This window comes from Streptomyces sp. NPDC001514, assembly GCF_053597075.1.
This window is the reverse complement of the sequence record NZ_JBSFHO010000017.1, coordinates 32489-49676: the sequence shown is the minus strand read 5'-3', so window position 1 is coordinate 49676 and position 17188 is coordinate 32489. Positions and strand designations below refer to the sequence as shown.

16 protein-coding genes and 1 riboswitch are annotated in these 17188 nt (G+C 71.1%); of the genes, 3 read left to right on the top strand and 13 right to left on the bottom strand.

Annotation, left to right across the window (positions count from 1 at the left end; translation table 11 throughout):
• Window positions 1–81 precede the first annotated feature (81 nt).
• From ACWCXB_RS19440 to ACWCXB_RS19400, 9 genes are all read right to left on the bottom strand, one after another.
• Window positions 82–996 (bottom strand): Ppx/GppA phosphatase family protein, encoded by a 915-nt coding sequence (locus ACWCXB_RS19440; RefSeq protein ID WP_450724411.1) that lies wholly within the window; start codon window positions 994–996, stop codon window positions 82–84.
• 111 nt (window positions 997–1107) lie between these two features.
• The gene (locus ACWCXB_RS19435) at window positions 1108–1635 is read right to left on the bottom strand and encodes a DUF501 domain-containing protein (RefSeq protein WP_450724409.1); all 528 of its coding nucleotides are present in this window, start codon (window positions 1633–1635) and stop codon (window positions 1108–1110) included.
• 43 nt (window positions 1636–1678) lie between these two features.
• The gene (locus ACWCXB_RS19430; RefSeq protein ID WP_450724407.1) at window positions 1679–2143 is read right to left on the bottom strand and encodes an FtsB family cell division protein; all 465 of its coding nucleotides are present in this window, start codon (window positions 2141–2143) and stop codon (window positions 1679–1681) included.
• Window positions 2144–2222: 79 nt separating this feature from the next.
• Window positions 2223–3509 (bottom strand): phosphopyruvate hydratase, encoded by a 1287-nt coding sequence (gene eno / locus ACWCXB_RS19425; protein WP_450724405.1) that lies wholly within the window; start codon window positions 3507–3509, stop codon window positions 2223–2225.
• 360 nt (window positions 3510–3869) lie between these two features.
• Window positions 3870–4532 (bottom strand): transglycosylase family protein, encoded by a 663-nt coding sequence (locus ACWCXB_RS19420; RefSeq protein WP_450724403.1) that lies wholly within the window; start codon window positions 4530–4532, stop codon window positions 3870–3872.
• A gap of 4 nt (window positions 4533–4536) precedes the next feature.
• A riboswitch (cyclic di-AMP (ydaO/yuaA leader) is annotated at window positions 4537–4703 on the bottom strand.
• A gap of 281 nt (window positions 4704–4984) precedes the next feature.
• Window positions 4985–5947, bottom strand: a complete 963-nt coding sequence (locus ACWCXB_RS19415; RefSeq protein WP_450724401.1) for a transglycosylase family protein — start codon at window positions 5945–5947, stop codon at window positions 4985–4987.
• Between the two features lie 149 nt (window positions 5948–6096).
• The gene (locus ACWCXB_RS19410; protein ID WP_450724399.1) at window positions 6097–7341 is read right to left on the bottom strand and encodes a cytochrome P450 family protein; all 1245 of its coding nucleotides are present in this window, start codon (window positions 7339–7341) and stop codon (window positions 6097–6099) included.
• Window positions 7338–8354: a nucleoside triphosphate pyrophosphohydrolase gene (locus tag ACWCXB_RS19405; RefSeq protein ID WP_450724397.1), complete on the bottom strand. Its 1017-nt coding sequence runs from the start codon at window positions 8352–8354 to the stop codon at window positions 7338–7340. The genes ACWCXB_RS19410 and ACWCXB_RS19405 overlap by 4 nt, the downstream gene beginning before the upstream one ends.
• A 30-nt stretch (window positions 8355–8384) precedes the next feature.
• Window positions 8385–9038 carry a SurA N-terminal domain-containing protein gene (locus ACWCXB_RS19400; RefSeq protein WP_450724395.1) on the bottom strand — a complete coding sequence of 218 codons (654 nt, stop codon included), beginning with the start codon at window positions 9036–9038 and terminating at the stop codon, window positions 8385–8387.
• 376 nt (window positions 9039–9414) lie between these two features.
• Here ACWCXB_RS19400 and ACWCXB_RS19395 point away from each other — a divergent pair, with 376 nt between their 5' ends.
• Complete coding sequence (locus ACWCXB_RS19395; protein WP_450724580.1) at window positions 9415–9987, top strand: DUF4230 domain-containing protein; 573 nt, start codon at window positions 9415–9417, stop codon at window positions 9985–9987.
• Here the strand turns inward: ACWCXB_RS19395 and ACWCXB_RS19390 are convergent.
• Together ACWCXB_RS19390 and ACWCXB_RS19385 are read right to left on the bottom strand one after the other, a co-directional pair.
• Window positions 9965–10420 carry a GtrA family protein gene (locus tag ACWCXB_RS19390; protein ID WP_450724393.1) on the bottom strand — a complete coding sequence of 152 codons (456 nt, stop codon included), beginning with the start codon at window positions 10418–10420 and terminating at the stop codon, window positions 9965–9967. The genes ACWCXB_RS19395 and ACWCXB_RS19390 overlap by 23 nt on opposite strands.
• Window positions 10417–11400 (bottom strand): glycosyltransferase family 2 protein, encoded by a 984-nt coding sequence (locus tag ACWCXB_RS19385; protein ID WP_450724391.1) that lies wholly within the window; start codon window positions 11398–11400, stop codon window positions 10417–10419. Before ACWCXB_RS19385 ends, ACWCXB_RS19390 begins: the two co-directional genes overlap by 4 nt.
• 124 nt (window positions 11401–11524) lie before the next feature.
• Between ACWCXB_RS19385 and ACWCXB_RS19380 the strand changes: the two genes are divergently transcribed.
• Both ACWCXB_RS19380 and ACWCXB_RS19375 read left to right on the top strand, forming a co-directional pair.
• On the top strand, window positions 11525–14068 hold the full coding sequence (locus ACWCXB_RS19380; RefSeq protein ID WP_450724389.1) for a YfhO family protein: 2544 nt from the start codon (window positions 11525–11527) through the stop codon (window positions 14066–14068).
• 22 nt (window positions 14069–14090) lie between these two features.
• Window positions 14091–14984, top strand: coding sequence for a class I SAM-dependent methyltransferase (locus ACWCXB_RS19375; protein ID WP_450724387.1), 894 nt, complete (start codon window positions 14091–14093; stop codon window positions 14982–14984).
• A gap of 28 nt (window positions 14985–15012) precedes the next feature.
• Here the strand turns inward: ACWCXB_RS19375 and ACWCXB_RS19370 are convergent, their stop codons facing one another.
• Together ACWCXB_RS19370 and ACWCXB_RS19365 are read right to left on the bottom strand one after the other, a co-directional pair.
• The gene (locus tag ACWCXB_RS19370) at window positions 15013–16542 is read right to left on the bottom strand and encodes a serine/threonine-protein kinase (RefSeq protein WP_450724385.1); all 1530 of its coding nucleotides are present in this window, start codon (window positions 16540–16542) and stop codon (window positions 15013–15015) included.
• The gene (locus tag ACWCXB_RS19365; RefSeq protein ID WP_450724383.1) at window positions 16539–17162 is read right to left on the bottom strand and encodes a hypothetical protein; all 624 of its coding nucleotides are present in this window, start codon (window positions 17160–17162) and stop codon (window positions 16539–16541) included. The genes ACWCXB_RS19370 and ACWCXB_RS19365 overlap by 4 nt, the downstream gene beginning before the upstream one ends.
• Window positions 17163–17188: the final 26 nt, after the last annotated feature.

The following is a 17188-nucleotide window of genomic DNA, read 5'->3' as shown; positions in this document are numbered from 1 at the left end:
CCGTCGAAGGGCACTTTCGACGGCCAGCCGGGCCCTTTTCCTTGTGAAGAACTTCACGAAGTTTTTTGCCACGGGACCGCGCTAGGCGATCGACCAGGCGATTCCGTCCAGAATGTCGTGCTCGCTGACCACGACCTCATCGATGCCGATGCGCTCCATGATCTCCAGCAGGACCAGCGCCCCGGCGGCGATCACATCCACCCGGCCCGGGTGGATCACGGGGATGCCGGCACGCTCGTCGTGCGTGGAGGAGAGCAGCCGCCGGGTCACCTCGGCGACCTGCTCCCGCGAGATCCGCGAGTGGTGGATGACGGAGGAGTCGTACTCCTCGAGGCCCAGCGCGATCGCGGCGACCGTCGTCACCGAACCGGCCAGACCGACCAGGGTCTGCGCCTCGCGGATCGGCACGGTCTCCTCTGCGAGGTCGAGCGCGGCGGCGATGTCGGCGCGGACGGCGGCGGCCTCGGCGGGCGCCGGCGGATCGCTGTGGATGTGCCGCTCGGTCAGCCGTACGCAGCCGATGTCCACGGAGCGGGCGGCCTCCACGTGCTCGTGGCCGACGACGAACTCGGTCGAGCCGCCGCCGATGTCCACGACCAGGCGCTCCTCATGGCCGGGCAGCTCCTTGGTGGCACCGGTGAAGGAGAACTCGGCCTCCTGGTCCCCGCTGATCACCTCCGGCTCCACGCCCAGGATGTCGAGGACGCCGCGCACGAACTCGTCACGGTTCTCGGCGTCACGGGACGCGGACGTGGCGACGAAGCGGATCCTCTCGGCGCCGTGGGCCTTGATGGCCTCGGCGTACTCGCGGCAGGCGGCGAAGGTCCTCTCCAGCGCCTCGGGGGCGAGGCGGCCGGTGCGGTCGACGCCCTGGCCGAGGCGGACGATGGTCATCCGGCGGTCGAGCTCGGTCAGTTCCCCGGTGGCAGGGTCGGCGTCGGCGACGAGCAGACGGATGGAGTTGGTGCCGCAGTCGACGGCGGCGACGCGGGTCATGGTGGCTCCTTGGTGTGGTGACCGGTTTACCGTCCGGGCGGCCCGGGCGTCCGCCCTCGAACGGCGGCCGGGCTGAAAGCGTGCCCGGCACCGCGAGGGGCGGGGGAACTGTCAGGCTTCGTCCGCGCCGGGCGAGACGCAGGGCCCCTTCGCCCACCACTCCGGCAGCATCGCGATCGCCTCGTCGCCGAGAGGATTCACCCCCGGCCCCGCCGCGAGCGAGTGGCCGACCAGGACGTGGAGGCACTTCACACGGTCCGGCATGCCGCCCGCGCTCGGGAAGCCCTTCAGCTCCTCGATCGCGTCGCGGCGCGCGATGTAGTCCTCGTGCGCCGCCCGGTACGCCGCCGCCAGCTCGGGGTCGGTCTTCAGGCGCTCCGTCATCTCCTTCATGACGCCGTTCGCCTCCAGCGTGCCGATCGCGGACGCCGCCCGCGGGCAGGTCAGGTAGTACAGCGTCGGGAACGGCGTGCCGTCCTCCAGCCGCGGGGCCGTCTCGACCACGTCCGGGTTGCCGCAGGGACAGCGGTGGGCGATCGCGCGCAGGCCACGCGGCGGGCGGCCGAGCTGCTCCTGGAACGCGGCGATGTCCGCCTCGGTGGGCGGGGTGTGCTCGGTCGTGGGAGGGGGCGTGTCCATGTGTATGTGTCCGTACGTCTCTTCGTTCGTTTTCGTTACTTGGCTAGCGGCCCGCGTCGGCGTGGTCGACGCCGTCCCACACGTTCGAGTACCAGGGCCGGTCGGTGCCGCCCTCCTCGGAGCGGGGCTGCTCACCGGCCCGCGGGTCGATCACGGTGTAGGCGGTCTCGCCCGGCAGGACCATGTGCAGATGCTCGCGCGCCAGGCGCTTGATGTACGCGTCGTCCTGGAGCCGCGCCTTCTCGTCGCGCAGCCGCTCCACACGTTCGCGGGCCGCGTCGGCCAGCCGCTCCTGCTCGGCGATGTCGTTCCGCTGCGACACGTACTGCCGCATCGGGTACGCGAGCGCGACGATCAGCGAGCAGACCACCAGGGCGAGGAAGGCCGCCCGGCCGGTGAGCCGGGAGCGGCGGGCCTGGCGGCGGTTCTGCGAGCGGTAGACGCGGGCGGCGGTCTGCTCGCCGAGCAGCCGCAGTCGGGTCGCGGTGGAGAACCGGTCCCGGGCCATGTGCGCGCCTCCCCTTTACGTACGTACGTCCCCGCACACGGTACGGGACCGGGTGCGGGGACGTACGGAAGCGGGGGTGTCAGCCCTTGAACCGCGGGAACGCCGAGCGGCCCGCGTACACCGCGGCGTCGTCGAGGATCTCCTCGATGCGCAGCAGCTGGTTGTACTTGGCGACGCGCTCGGAGCGGGCCGGGGCGCCGGTCTTGATCTGGCCGCAGTTGGTGGCGACGGCCAGGTCGGCGATGGTGACGTCCTCGGTCTCGCCGGAGCGGTGGGACATCATGCACTTGAAGCCGTTGCGCTGGGCCAGCTCGACGGCGTCCAGGGTCTCGGTCAGCGAACCGATCTGGTTGACCTTGACCAGCAGCGCGTTCGCGGCGCCGTCCTCGATGCCGCGGGCGAGGCGCTCCGGGTTGGTGACGAACAAGTCGTCGCCGACCAGCTGCACCTTGGCGCCGAGCTTGTCGGTGATGACCTTCCAGCCGGCCCAGTCGTCCTCGAACAGCGGGTCCTCGATGGAGACGAGCGGGTACGCGGAGACGAGCTCCTCGTAGTACTCGGTCATCTCGGCGGCCGAGCGCTCCTTGCCCTCGAAGAGGTACTTGCCGTCCTTGTAGAACTCGGAGGCGGCGACGTCGAGCGCGAGGGCGATGTCCTTGCCGGGCGCGTAACCGGCCTGCTTGATGGCCTCGAGGATGAGGTCGAGGGCGTCGCGGTTGGAGTTCAGGTTCGGGGCGAAGCCGCCCTCGTCGCCGAGACCCGTGGAGAGGCCGCGCTCCTTCAGGACCTTCTTGAGGGTGTGGTAGACCTCGGTGCCCCAGCGCAGTGCCTCGGAGAAGGACTCCGCACCGATCGGGGCGATCATGAACTCCTGGATGTCCACGTTGGAGTCGGCGTGCGAGCCGCCGTTCAGGATGTTCATCATCGGCACCGGCAGGAGGTGCGCGTTCGGGCCGCCCAGGTAGCGGAAGAGGGGGAGGTCCGAGGCCTCGGAGGCGGCGTGGGCGACGGCCAGGGAGACGCCGAGGATGGCGTTGGCGCCGAGGGACCCCTTGTTGTCGGTGGCGTCGAGGTCGAACATCGCCTGGTCGATCAGGCGCTGCTCGGTGGCGTCGTAGCCGACGAGCTCGGGGCCGATCTGCTCGATGACGGCGAGGACGGCCTTCTCCACGCCCTTGCCCATGTAGCGGTTCTGGTCTCCGTCACGGAGCTCAATGGCCTCGAACGCACCGGTGGAGGCGCCGGAGGGCACGGCAGCACGGCCGGTGCTGCCATCGTCGAGGCCGACCTCGACCTCGACCGTGGGGTTGCCTCGGGAGTCCAGGATTTCCCGGGCTACGACGACGTCGATGGACGGCACGAGCATCTCCTTCTGGGATGTGACGCTAGATGTGACGCATGCAGTGCAGGGTCGCTTCGGCCTTGCGACATGAGCCTATCCGGCCCGGGGGCATCGGCCAGCCGGTGCCCGCCTCGTGGGACGAAAAAGGGTACGGAACAGACAGAAACCCCGGCCCGGCGCATACGGGGGAAGGGTGCGCCGGGCCGGGGGGCCGGGGGGGGACGGGGATGCGTGCGGCCGGTGGTCCGCCGGGTCCACCGGACTGCGGGAGCTCGGTGGTCCGCCGGGTCCACCGGGCTACGGGAGCCCCTGGGTGCGACTACGGAAGTCCCGGGGGCCGGGTCGGGGAGCCCCGGTCCCGGGATCGGTCCCGGAGTCGGGTCGTCAGCTCAGGTGGAGCTTCTGGCCCGGGTTGATGACGTCCGCGTCGTCGATGACGTCCTTGTTCAGGTCGAACAGCTTCTTCCAGCCGCCCTTGACCTTCTCGGCCTCGGCGATCTTGCTGAGCGTGTCGCCGGCCTTGACCGTGTACTCACCGTCGCCCTTCTTGACCGGGGCGGCCGGGCGGGCGGAGCGGGTCGTCGGGACCTCGGCGCGCTTCGGGGCCGGGGCGGGGGTCTCGGCCTTGGGCGCGGCGGGCTTCGGGGCGGCCTCGGCGGCGCCACCGGTGTACGCGGCGTTGGACAGGCCCACGCCGCAGTGCGGCCACGCGCCCTTGCCCTGGCCGGCCAGGACCTTCTCGGCGATCGTGATCTGCTGGGCCTTCGAGGCCTGGTCGGCGGTGGCGGCGTACGCCGTGCCGCCGTACGCGGCCCAGGTGGAGGCCGTGAACTGCAGACCGCCGTAGAAGCCGTTGCCCGTATTGATGGACCAGTTGCCGCCGGACTCGCACTGGGCGACCGCGTCCCACTCGGAGGCGGTGGCGGCGGACGCCGTGCCGGCCGCCACGAGCGGCGCGGCGATCACGGCACCGGTGACACCGGCGAGCGCGACGAGACGGGTGGCTTTGGACGGGCGACGGTGCTTGCCCTTGCCGGAAAGCAGCATGGAGTTTTCCCCTCACCGACGCCTACGAGGTGAGCTGTCGGGTTCGGGCCAAGTGAGTTGCCCGGCCGCGCGACCTGCGCGCGGCTTCACCCCAAGCCGTGACCGTCCCTCATCGGGCGGACGCGGCACTTACCTTGGGTCCCCCGCTCCTGCCTACGGCGCTTGACGCGACGACTGTTCCCTTCGACCGACGGCAGGATTCGGCGTGACGGTCGACGGGGCCCGCGATGGCGAACGGTTCAGACCGTAAACGCACTTCTCCCCGATGTTCAAAGACGAACATCGGGGAGAAATCACCCTTAACCGCCGCGGACAGATGTCCGTTTTCGCAGGTGAGAGGCGGGATGACCGGACTTGGCAGGCGCAACGCGTCAGTTGACGGGAAGAGACCCATATCTCACTTGCACAGAAGTGGACATAAGCACTCGAAGCGCTTCCGGCGCGCTACCTCACTACTTCTCCAACTGCTCCTTCTCCAGGCCCTGATCGAGGCCCAGGTCGAGGCTCTGGCCAGGGAGGATGAGGTCGGGGTCGGAGCCGACGGTCTCCTGGTTCGCCTCGTACAGCGCGGGCCAGCCGCCCGGCACCTCGTTCGCGTCCGCTATCGCCCACAGGTTGTCGCCGGGGCGGACGGTGTACTCATCTGCCGCAGCAGCACCGTCTCGTGCCGATGCGTCATCTCGTGAGGCATGACGACCAGATTCACGCTCATTGACCGAATTGCCCGCCTCATCCTCATTGGTGGCGGGGGCGCCGCGGTGCTTGCCGGAGCCGTCCTCGACACCGGCGTCGGCCCCGTCGCCGTTGGCCACATCCTGGGTGGGGGCGGTCGACTCGGGGGTGGCGGACGGCTCGGCGGACGTCTTGCCCGAGTCCTGCCCGGAGGCGCCCTGGGACTGCGCGGGCGCGGGCGAGGCCGAGGGCGACGTCACGGCGTCGGCCCCGTCGCCGAACGACGGCGGGTCCACCTCGTCGTCCTGCGAGCCGGTCGTGTCGCTCTTGGCGGTGCCGGGCGTCACACCCGGGTCGGCCTTGCCCCCGCCGGCCGCGAGGCCGGTGATCACGGCGCAGCTCGGCCACGCCGTCGGACCCTGCGCGGCGAGGACCTTCTCGGCGACCGCGATCTGCTGCGAGCGGCTGGCGAGGTCGGCGCGCGGCGCGTACGCCGTACCGCCGTACTGCTCCCAGGCGTCCTGGGAGAACTGCAGTCCGCCGTAGTAGCCGTTGCCGAGGTCGGCACTCCACATGCCGCCGCTCTCGCAGTCCGCGACGCGGTCCCAGGTGGCGGCGTCGGCGGCGGAAGCGGAACCCGCGCCGAGCAGCGGGATGGCGATGGCGGATCCGGTCACGCCTGCTGCGACGACGAGGGCGGGAGCCTGGCGGGGGCGGCGGTGTCGACCGTTCCCGGAGAGCATGCGGTTGGCCTTCCGTGTGACTGCAGGGGACGGGTGAGCCCCCAGGGGACCGAGGAGTCCCGAGTTGACCGTGAACGTAGCCGCATTCGAACGTCAGTCACAAGTCGATGCAGCGGAGATCACGTGAAAGTCACAGATTTGACGGACCGTCAGTTGGATTCGGAGGTGAACGTAACGGGCAGAGTGCGCAATCCGCGCATGATGAGCCCCCCACGCCACCGCAATTCAGACGGATCCACCGCAAGTTGCAAGTCGGGCAGACGGGTCAGCAGCGCCGCGAGTGCGGTCTGCCCCTCCAGGCGCGCGAGCGGCGCACCGAGGCAGTAGTGGATGCCGTGCCCGTACCCGAGGTGCTGATTGTCCCGGCGCGCGAGGTCGAGGACGTCCGGGTCGGGGAACCGGTCCGGGTCGCGGTCGGCTGCCGCGAGGACGACGAGGACGGGGTCGCCGACGGCGATGTCCTGCCCGCCCAGGGTGAGCGGTTCGGTGGCGAACCGCCACGTCGCCAGTTCCACGGGACCGTCGAAGCGGAGGAGCTCCTCGACGCCGGTCTCGAGGAGCGAAGTGTCGCCCGCGGCCAGGGACGCCTGGAGTCGTGCACGCTGTTCCGGATGCCGCAGCAGCGCGTACACACCGTTGCCGATGAGATTGACGGTGGTCTCGAAGCCGGCGAAGAGCAGGATGAAGGCCATGGCGGCGGCCTCGTTCTCGGTGAGGTGCTCGCCGTGGTCGGAGGCCTTGATGAGCCCGGAGATCAGGTCGTCCCCCGGCTCCTCCCGCTTGCGGTGGATCAGCTCGGCCAGATAGCCGCGCATCTTCTTCACCGAGCGTGCGACTCCGCCGCGGGGCCCGCCTCCGTGACGGATCATCATCCCCGCCCAGTCCCGGAAGTCGTCCTGGTCCTCGAGCGGGACGCCGAGCATGTCGCAGATCGCGTAGATGGGGAGCGGGAACGCGAACTCATGGATGAGATCCGCCTGTCCGTCGGCGGCGAAGTTGTCGATGAGCCGGTCGGTCAGCTCCTGCACGCGCGGCGCGAACTCGGCCACGCGGCGCGGGGTGAACGCCTTCGAGACGAGGCGGCGCAGCCGGGTGTGGTCGGGCGGGTCGATGTTCAGCAGATGCGTCATCAGCTCCGCCTTGCGCTCGCCCGGGATCCCCGTCTTCCCCTTCGCGTGCGCCGGCTCGTCGTGATGCGCGGGATTCTTGCTGAGCCGCTGATCCGCGAGCGCCTGCCGCGCATCGCCGTACCGGGTCACCAGCCAGGCCTCGACCCCGCTGGGCAGCCGGGTCCTGTGCACGGGCGCGTGCTCACGCAGCCAGGCGTAGGCGGGGTACGGGTCGGTGGCGAACTCCCAGGTGAAGAGTTCCGGGGCGGGTGCGGCGTCGTTCACCCCTCGACGTTAGCCCGGTCCTCCTCGACGGCCCGGATCGCGTCGCGGTACGCACGGGCCGCGGCCCGCAGGGCGGCCTCCGGGTCGTGGCCCTCGGCCTCGGCCCGTACGGCCATGGCGAGCAGCTCGTACCCGATGCCGCGGTCGACGCGGTCGCCGTCGCCGGTCGGCAGCTCGACGTCGAGCCCGGCCGTCCGGACGCGGCTCGCCAGCTTCGCGGCCAGGGCGAGGCCGGGCTGGCCGAGCGGGATGCCGTCGGTCACGGAGTCGCGCTGCTTCTCGATGGCCTTCGTGCGGAGCCAGTGCTCCTTGACGTCCTCGGGGGTCTCGGCGTGCGCATCGCCGAAGACGTGCGGGTGGCGATGGATGAGCTTGTCGACGATCGTGCCCGCGACATCGTCGATCGAGAACGGCTCGGCACCGTCCTCCTCGCGGCCTTCCTGCGCGATGCGCGCATGGAAGACGACCTGGAGCAGTACGTCGCCGAGCTCCTCGCGCAGCTCGTCGCGGTCGCCGTCCTCGATGGCCTCGACGAGTTCGTACGCCTCCTCGATGCCGTACTTCGCGAGGCCCTTGTGGGTCTGCTGCGAGGACCAGGGGCACTCGCGGCGGATCCGGTCCATGACCTGGACGAGGTCGAGGAGACGGGCGCCGGGCAGGTCGTACGAGCCGGGGAGCAGCTCCAGGTCGGGCATCTGGACGCGGCCGGAGCCCGCCATGCGGGCGAGGCCGTCGGTGAGGGCCTGGTCGCCCTCGCCGGCCGGGAGGACGACGACGGTCCGGCCGCCGGCGGTGGCGTCGACGAGCTCCTGCGCGGTGGGCGCGACGATCTCCACGCCGACCCCCGCGTCCCTCAGGTACGGCAGCTGCGGGTGGCCGCCGTCCGCGCACAGCACCCGGTAGGCGGCGTGCAGCGTCTGCCACGCGGGCCAGGACAGCAGTCCGGGCGCCACCCGGTGGCTGGCGGTGAGCAGAACGATACGACCGGGCTCGACGGGGGCTTCAGCGTTCACGCCTCGACCTTACGTCTCCGTACGGGGGCGTCAGGCCCCGGCCTGGACGGCCTCCGGCACCTTGGTGACCTGGGTGATCCACGGGGCCTTGTAATCGCCCAGCTGGATCTTCGTGTCGTCCCAGGTCCCGTAGCGCGGGTTCACCTCGATGGCCAGGTCCTTCGATGCGGCGGTGAGCGCGGCGCCGACCTTCTGCTGGCCCTGCGGGGTGGAACGATCGGCGTCCAGCGCCTTGGCCAGCTTGTCCAGCAGGACCTCTCTGCGGACGGCCTCGTCGATCTGCCCGGGAGCCAGACCACCCTGCTCGAGCGCCAGCGCTTCGAGCTGCTCCTCGCCCCCTTGCTGCTGGGCGGCCTGGGCTCGCGCTTCCTGGAGCTCCTTGCGCGAGACGGTGACCCCGGCGTCCTCCGCGGCGTGGTCGAGAACCCGGTCGAAGATCATGTTGCCCAGCTTGAACAGGCTGAGCCGCCCGGTGTCCTTGATCAGCTGCGCGGCCCTGGGGGAGTCCTCCTGGGCCGCCCGGGCTTCCCTCACCTGCGACTGGAGCGCGGCCACCTCGATCCGTTCCCCGCCGACCACGGCCGCGGCCCCGGGGCGCGCCTCGCTCCCGCAGGCGGCCAGCAGGGGGGCCGCTGCGACGAGCGCGGCGGACAGGGCGAGCGCGATGCGACGGCGGCGGTGCAAAGGGGCCTCCCGGCGTGCGATGGATTGTGCGAACAGTGGGTGCGGCGCGCAGCGCCTCGTTGAGGGGTGGTGGTCGGGTGACGGGCGGGATCAGAAAGACCTTGCGGTGATCGATGGTAGGCAGTCGGAGTGGCGTGGGCCACTACTTCGGTGCCACTGATTCGGTCGACGATCCGGGAGCGCGGGGGTGTGCGGCACGGTCCGTCCGGACCCGGCAGTCCGCCACGGCCCATCGATGCGGCCGGCCCGACAAGCCTGATCGTCGCAGGCGCGGGCATCCGTAAGGCAGGGAGGGACAGCGATGAGCGCTCGGAATGCTGTGTCCTGGTGGGTCAAGGCAGGGGTCGGCGTCGCCCTCGCTGCCGTGCTGGTGCTGATGGGCCTGCGGTTGAGCGTGCTGCCCGGGCTCGGCGGCCTGTTCGGCGAGGAGACACGCGACCGTTCGGGACCCGCGCTGCTCGAATCCATCCAGGACATCAGTCGGTACGAGGCGGCCACGGGCAACTTCCAGGTCGTCGTGGACCTGGAGAAGGACACCAAGTACCTGCCGGACGCGGTGCGGGGCACCAGGGTGCTGTATGTGGGCGCCGGCACCGTGGACGCGTACGTCGACATGGGGACGCTCGACGAGAAGGACGTCACCGTGAACAAGGAGCGCACCGCCGCGACGATCAGGCTTCCGCACGCCGTCCTCGGCAAGCCCGCCCTCGACCCCGACCGCTCCTATGCCGTCTCGAAGCAGCGCGGCCTGCTGGACCGGCTCGGCGACCTCTTCTCCGACAACCCCAACAACGAACAGGCCGTCCAGCAGCTGGCGGTGCGGCATATCGCGACCGCGGCGAAGGACAGCCGGCTGACGGCGCAGGCCGAACAGAACACGACGAGGATGCTGGAGGGGCTCCTGCATTCGCTCGGGTTCACCGAGGTCAGGGTCGTGTACGGCCCATGAGACGTGCGCGGGTCAGCCGACCGGCGAGCGCTCCGGGCCCGGACCGCGGGCCGGCTCGGGCCGGCTCGGGCCGGAGCATGATCGTGCGGGAGACCACGAACGTGATCGGGATCGCCGCGGCGGCCGCGGCCAGAGGGGACCACCGGTCGCTGAAGCCCCCCACGTCGACCAGCAGATAGACACCGCCGGTGGTGATCACGAAATTGGCGGCGTTGGTGAGCGGGAAGAGCAGGAACTTCCGCCACGTCGGACGCGTGCGGTAGGTGAAGTACGAGTTCAGGAAGAACGAGCCCGTCATGCTGAGCGCGAACGCGAGGACATGCGCGGCGATGTACGGCAGCCAGGTCAGCAGGACCAGGTAACAGCCGTAGTACGTACCCGTGTTGACGACGCCGACCAGGGCGAAGCGGAACATCTGCCACTGGACCGTCATCGGCGTACGAGCTCCTCCTGCTCTTCTCCCCGGTCCGCCCTGCTGCGCTGCTGCCGCGGCAGGCCGGCGTTGGTCGCCGCCACCAGATAGTGGGGGCGGCGCTTCACCTCGTAGTAGATACGGCCGACGTACTCACCGACCACGCCCAGCATCACCATCTGGACACCGGCGAGCGCGACCACCGTCACCAGAAGGGTGACATAGCCGGGTGTGTCCACACCGTTGACCAGCGCGGACCCGACGATCCAGGCGGCGTACGCCATGGCGACCGAGAGCAGCAGCAGGCCGAGGTAAACGGCTGCCCGCAGCGGCTTGTTGTTGAAGGAGAGCAGCCCGTCGAGGCCGTAATTGAGCAGCTTGCCGAAGCTCCACTTGGAACGGCCCTGCTCACGCACCGCATTCTCGTACTCGAAGGTCGTGGTGCTGAATCCCACCCAGGCGAAGAGGCCCTTGGAGAACCGGTTGTACTCGCTCAGTCCGAGGATCGCGTCGACCGTGCGGCGCGACAGCAGCCGGAAATCGCCGACACCGTCGACGAGCTCCACGTCCACCAGCCGGTTGATCAGCCAGTAGTAGGCGCGCGCCGTGACGGTGCGGGTGACCCGGTCGCCCTTGCGCGTGCGGCGGGCGATGACCTGGTCGAAACCCTCCTCGTGGAGGCGGAGCATACGGTGCACCAGCTCCGGCGGGTGCTGGAGATCGGCGTCCATGATGACCACCGCGTCGCCACCGGCGTGCTGGAGTCCGGCCAGCATCGCGGCCTCCTTGCCGAAGTTCCGGCTGAAGGAGACGTAGCGGGTACGGGAATCGGCCGCGGCGATCTCCTCGAGGAGAGCGAGCATACGGTCGCGACTTCCGTCGTCCACATAGACCAGTTCGAATTCCTGGTCGAGGAGCGCGAGTTCCTTGGTCACATGTTCATGGAAGCGGTTGATGATCTCCTCTTCGTTGAAGCACGGGACCACAATCGAGATCAGCACGGAAAGACCTTAGGCGGCGCCGTATGTCCGCTATGGATTCGGCACATGGCGGACAGGCGACCATTGCGTGAACTGGCCTCGCACAGGCCGAATTCGCTTACTGTCGTGGCATATTCGATGAATCATGCCGACCTTGGACCTCGCGCGGAACACCATTGCCCGCACCCGCGTGAACGCAGACCCACGGCGGGCCACCTCCCTGCGCGCATCCGCCCTGGCCGCACTCGTCACCACGGTGGCCGTGTGCGCCGGCGACGCCGTCGCCCGCAGTTTCCCCTTCGGCCCGAAGACGCGCAGCGTCAACGACCTGGGGAATCAGTTCGTCCCGTTCCATGCCCATCTGTGGGATCTGCTGCACGGGCGGGCCGGCGGCGGGGTGCTGCTCAACTGGCAGTCCGGGTACGGCACCAGCCTCCTTCCCGACCTCGGGACCTATCTGACCAGCCCCTTCTCGGTGCTCGTCGGGCTCTTCCCGCGCGAGGACATCGACCTCGCGGTGTACGTGATCACCGTGCTGAAGATGGCGGCCGCCGCGGCGGCCATGACCTGGCTGCTGCTGACCCTGCACCGCGGCGCGGGCCGCCGCTGGGTGGCCGCGGTGCTCGGCGCCTCGTACGCGCTCTGCGGCTGGTCCGTCATCGAGGCCACGTACAACACGATGTGGCTCGACGGACTGATCGCCTTCCCGCTGCTCTGCCTGGTCGGCGAGTGGGCGCGGGGCAGGCGGCGGCCCGTCCTCGGCCCGACGGTCGTCGCGGTGGCGTGGATCGCGAACTTCTACACCGCCTACATGGCGACGCTCGGCGCCGCACTGGTGGTGGTCCTTCGGCTGCTGCTGGACGAGGACACGGGGGCCCGGGACCGGGTCCGGACGCTGGTACGGGCCGCCGCGACCACACTGCTCGGGATCGCGCTCGCCGCGCCCGTACTGCTGCCCGTCTTCCTCGGCTCGAAGCACGCCTACCCGGGCGTGGTCCGGCAGTTCCAGCCCGCGGGCTGGAAGGACGTCCTGGCCCGCACTCTCCCGGCGACGTACAGCTTCTCCACCCCGGCCCTGTTCCTCGGCACCGGCGCACTGCTGCTCGCCTGCGCGCTGTTCTTCCACCGGGGAGTGCCGCGGCGCGAGCGCCTGTGGTGGACGGCGCTCGCGGTGACGGTCGCCGTGTCCTTCCAGTGGGAGCCGACCCATCTGGCCTGGCATGTCTTCGCCACGCCCAACGGCAGCCCGTACCGGCAGACGTTCGTCCTCGCCGGGATCCTGGTGATCGCGGCCTGGGTGTGCGTCGCCCACGCATGGCCGGGACGGCGGGCGCTGCTCTCCGGCACGGCGGTCCTGGCGATGATCGCGCTGGGCGCGGCGGTCAGCGACCTGGTGACCGGGTGGACGTTCCCCCTGTTCCTGGCCGGCCTGGCCGCGGCGGGCGGCGGGCTGGTGCTGGCGGAGCGCTCAGCGCGGCGGCAGCAGCGGCCGCGGTACGTCGTCGTGGCCGCCGTGCTGCTGTGCTGCGGCCTGGTCGGACAGGCGGCCGCGACCATCGCGTACACCGACCGGCAGCGGCTCGGGCGGCTCGACGACTATCCGGCCTGGGGCGCGGACCACAGCGCCCGGGCCGCCGCTGTCGCCGAGGCCGACGGCTGGCCCCGCTACCGGACCGATCCCGGGCGCGAGCAGCTCACCGGCAACGACCCGATGCTGGTGGGCGGTGAGGGCGGCGGCTACTACAGCAGCCACACGCCCGATGTGTTCACCCGCACCATGGCGGCGCTCGGCGCCGGGTGGACCTCGCGGGGCCGCAATGTGCAGAGCCTGGACAACCCGGTCACGGACGCGCTCTTCTCGGTGGGGGCGCGGGTTCGTTCGGCGTCGCCGGGCGCGGCTCCGCAGGTGGTGCGGGCGGCCGAGGTGCTGCCGCTCGTGACCGTACGTCCGCGGGGGCCCGAACCCCGCTACGGGGACTCGCCCTTCCGCAACCAGGAGCTGCTGCTCGGCTCCCCCGTGTACGGCAGCCCCGTGAACGGCGTCTGTCCGGCCGGTACCGACGTCTTCCTCTGGGCGCCCGACTATGCGGGGACGGCCCGTCTCGGCGACGGTGAGCCGGTGAAACTGATCGGCCGACCGCCCAAGCGGCGTGCCCCGATGACCGCGCTCGGCACATCGACCGGGCCGGGGTCGCGGATCGTGTTCGGCGACGGCGGCCCGCCGCGCGAGTGGAGCGCGGGCTGCCTCGACCGCGCCGCGCTCGCCGCGGCCGTCGACCGGCTGAAGTCCACGGGTGCGGTCTCCGTCAATGTCCGCGACAACGGCGTGCGGGCCGAACTGCCCCCGGGCTCGACCGGTACGGCCGTACTCGCCGCCCTGCGCATCGCGGGCTGGAGCTGCAACGGCGCACCGGCCGACCGGCACCTGGGGCTGGTCGCCGTCCCGCTCGACGGGAGGACGACGGTCGTCGACTGCTCGTTCCGGCCGCCGGGGCTGCGCGCCGGTGCGGCGATCGGCGGGGCGGCTCTGCTCGTCCTGGTGCTGCTGGGCGCGCTGCCCGCGGCACGGGGGCAGGGACGGGTACGGGGTCCGGGCCGGGTACGGGCGATGGTTCGAGCACGTGAGCGTCGGCGTACGGCTACCAAGACTTCACCCTCACAGCACCCGTTGGTGGCCCCCCGAGCATGAGGCCCGGCGTACGCTCCCGGCCATGCCTTCCCTCCTGAGCAACCGGCTGGCCAAGCGGGTGCTGCGCCCCGCGTTCACGCTGGTCGAGCAGCGCCTGGAGCGTGCCACCAACGCACTCCAGGCCGATGTCGACGCCCTCCACCACGAAGTGGCCGATCTACGGCGTCAGAGCTACGGACTCGGGCTGCTCCTCGACAACGCCGGGCGGGACGCACACCGGATGCCCACCGCCACCCAGCTGGACACGCTGGTGCGCCAAGTGAGCACGGTGACGGGGGCGGCCGACGACGACGCCCGCCGCGATCTGACGGTTGCCTACCGCACGGTGGTGGCGCTGGAGGCACTCGGCGTGGGCCGGATCGCGGGCTCCACGTCCGATGTGTGCGGCAAGCTGGCGACCGTTCCGCTGCTGGCCCCGCCGAACGGGGACGTGCTGGAGATCGGCACCCGGCACGGGCTTTTCGCGGCCGCGCTGCTGCGCATGCTCCACCGCGCGGGCACCGAGCCGCGGCTGACGATCGTCGACCCGCTCACCGGTGCCGACCCGCTGAGGGGCGACGACCCGTTGGTGCGCGAGGACGTCGTACGGGCCAACCTGGCGCTGTGCGGCAGCCGTTCCGGCGCCCAGGCCCGCATCCAGCAGGGCGCCTCGGGCGACCCGGAGGTCCGCGGCGCCGTCGCCGACCGCCGCTACGGAGTGATCGTCATCGCCGGTGATCCCTCCGTGCAGGCAGTACTGGCCGATCTGGAGTGGGCCGAGGAGCTCGCCGCCGATGGCGCGGTCGTCGTCCTCGACGGACACGGCGACGACACCCGCCCGGGGGTGGGCGAGGCCCTGGCGAAGCACCTCGCGAACGGCACCCGGCTCACGCTCGCCGGGCAGGTCGCGGGCACGGCGTTCCTGCGGGCGAGCTGACGCCCGAGGCGCGGGCCGGCCTGGCCCGTCAGGCCGGCCGGAACCGACTCTGGCGCTCCAGTGCACGCCGGAGCTCGATCGCCTGCGGGTGGCCGGGCCCGTACAGACGCTCCGTGTCGTAGAGCAGGCTCTGGAGCTGCTGCCGGCCCGCCGTGTGGTCGCCCATCGCGAGGAGCAGATGGCCGATGCGGTGGCGGATGCCGAAGGCACGGGACCGGTCGGCGGCGGCCGAGTGGTGGTTCTCGTAGTACGGCAGGACCGCGCGGTACTCGGCGAGCGCGGCGGCCGCCTCGCCCAGCTGCTCCAGGCACTGCGCCGCGTCGTAGCGGAACTGCAGCGTCTGCGGATCTCCCATGCCCGCTTCGGCCGCCCGGTCGTCGGCCAGCCGGCGCAGCTCGGGCAGGGCGCGCCGGTACTGCCCGTCGTCCATCAGCGTCGTCGCGTACTGCTTGCGCAGGATCCTGACGACCGGTGAGTGCTCGCCGTGCTCGGCGGCAGCGGCCGGGAGGATGCCGCCGAGTATGTCCACGGCCCGGGTGATGCTGCCTTCGCCGAGGAGCCGCTTGACCTCGTCGACGGCCGCGGCGACATCCGGACGCTCCACCACGACGGTCGCCGGGGCCTGGTGCGGCACCGGCGCATGCGCGCCCGCACGGTCGGGCCAGGGGGCGTGCGGGCGCAGAAAGGGACGCGTCGGGTCGAGCGGGCCGATCGGCGTGCCACGGCTCGGCAGCAACGGCGCCAGCTGCTCGTACACCTCCTGCGCACCGGCCGGGCGGTGCTGCGGGTCCTTGGAGAGGAGCCTCAGCACGAGCGTTTCGAGCCGCTCGGGCACCTCGGGCCGCAACTGCCGGACGGGGAGCGGCGGTTCGTACAGATGGCGGTGCAGCACACCGAGCGCGGTGGAGCCCGCGAACGGCACGTTCCCGCTGAGCAGTTCGTGCAGCAGCACCCCGAGCGCATACAGATCGGTGTACGGGCCGACGGCTCCGCCCATCGCCTGCTCGGGTGCCATGTACGCGGGGCTGCCGATCGGGGAGCCGGTGTGGGTGAGCCGGGTCGTGTCGGTGTCGAGCACGGAGGCGACGCCGAGGTCGAGGACGGTGACCGTGCCGTCGGGCTTCACCATCACGTTCCGCGGCTTGAGGTCGCGGTGCACGATCGGCACGGCGTGCACGGCGCCGAGCACCGCGCACAGCTGGGCGGCGATCGAGACGGCCCACTCCCAGGGATACGGGTCGTGCTCGGCCAGGTGGTCGGCGAGGTCCGCGCCCTCGACGTACTGCATGACGAGGAACAGGTCGTCGCCGTCACTGCCCGCGTCATGGACGGTGACCAGGCCGGGGTGCACGACCTGGGCGGTGACCCGGCATTCGCGGACGAAGCGGCGGCGCATCTCGTCGGCCGCGGTGGCGGCTGCCATGAGGTCGGGGCGGAGCAGCTTCACGGCGACACGGCGGTCGAGCCGCTGGTCGTACCCGGTCCAGACCTGGCCCATGCCGCCCTGTCCGATGACCGTGGAAAGTTCGTAACGGTCGGCGACGACCCGTCCGTTCACCGACCGCCCTCCCGCTGGTCCTTGCCCTTGCGGAGGATGTCGCTCAACTCGTCGAGCTCGGCGCGGACCTGGTCGATGCGGGGGTGGTGCTGCTGCTGCGGTTCGGCGACCGGGGGCTGCGGGACGGGCGGCGTGTACTGCTGCCCGACGGGAGGCTGGACCGGTGGCTGCACGGGCTGCGCATACGGATTGGGTACGGGCGGCTGGGCGACCGGCGGGTAGCCGTATCCCGTGACGCCGGGGGGCAGCTGCGGCTGCAGTCGCGGGGCGACCCGTTCGTAGTGCCTGCTCTCCGCGGTCACGTAGTAGGCGATGACCCCGACCATGACCACCGAGACCCAGCCGAGGAAGGTGAGGGCGGTCGCGTCGCTGATCTCGTCCTCGTTCTCCGGAACGGCGACGGCCAGGAAGACCAGGATGCCGATGGTGGACAGGAGCGTGGCGACGAGCAGTGCCCAGTCCACAGCCTTGCGGGTCAGGACCGCGAGCCGCAGCATCGGTACCCACGCGAGGAAGCTGCAGCTCAGCACCGACACCGCGATGAAGATCACGCGCAGCGCGACCAGCGTGCCGTCGGCGGGGCGCCCTGGCTGTGGTGGCGCATAGCCGTGGCCGTGCATGCATGCTCCTGAGAGGTGTGCAGATC

Coding starts and splice junctions, on each gene's coding strand:
- ACWCXB_RS19440 (WP_450724411.1), bottom strand. CDS start 996: ATGACCCGCGTCGCCGCCGTCGACTGCGGCACCAACTCCATCCGTCTG.
- ACWCXB_RS19435 (WP_450724409.1), bottom strand. CDS start 1,635: ATGGACACGCCCCCTCCCACGACCGAGCACACCCCGCCCACCGAGGCG.
- ACWCXB_RS19430 (WP_450724407.1), bottom strand. CDS start 2,143: ATGGCCCGGGACCGGTTCTCCACCGCGACCCGACTGCGGCTGCTCGGC.
- eno (WP_450724405.1), bottom strand. CDS start 3,509: ATGCTCGTGCCGTCCATCGACGTCGTCGTAGCCCGGGAAATCCTGGAC.
- ACWCXB_RS19420 (WP_450724403.1), bottom strand. CDS start 4,532: ATGCTGCTTTCCGGCAAGGGCAAGCACCGTCGCCCGTCCAAAGCCACC.
- ACWCXB_RS19415 (WP_450724401.1), bottom strand. CDS start 5,947: ATGCTCTCCGGGAACGGTCGACACCGCCGCCCCCGCCAGGCTCCCGCC.
- ACWCXB_RS19395 (WP_450724580.1), top strand. CDS start 9,415: ATGGGCCTGCGGTTGAGCGTGCTGCCCGGGCTCGGCGGCCTGTTCGGC.
- ACWCXB_RS19390 (WP_450724393.1), bottom strand. CDS start 10,420: ATGACGGTCCAGTGGCAGATGTTCCGCTTCGCCCTGGTCGGCGTCGTC.
- ACWCXB_RS19380 (WP_450724389.1), top strand. CDS start 11,525: ATGCCGACCTTGGACCTCGCGCGGAACACCATTGCCCGCACCCGCGTG.
- ACWCXB_RS19375 (WP_450724387.1), top strand. CDS start 14,091: ATGCCTTCCCTCCTGAGCAACCGGCTGGCCAAGCGGGTGCTGCGCCCC.
- ACWCXB_RS19365 (WP_450724383.1), bottom strand. CDS start 17,162: ATGCACGGCCACGGCTATGCGCCACCACAGCCAGGGCGCCCCGCCGAC.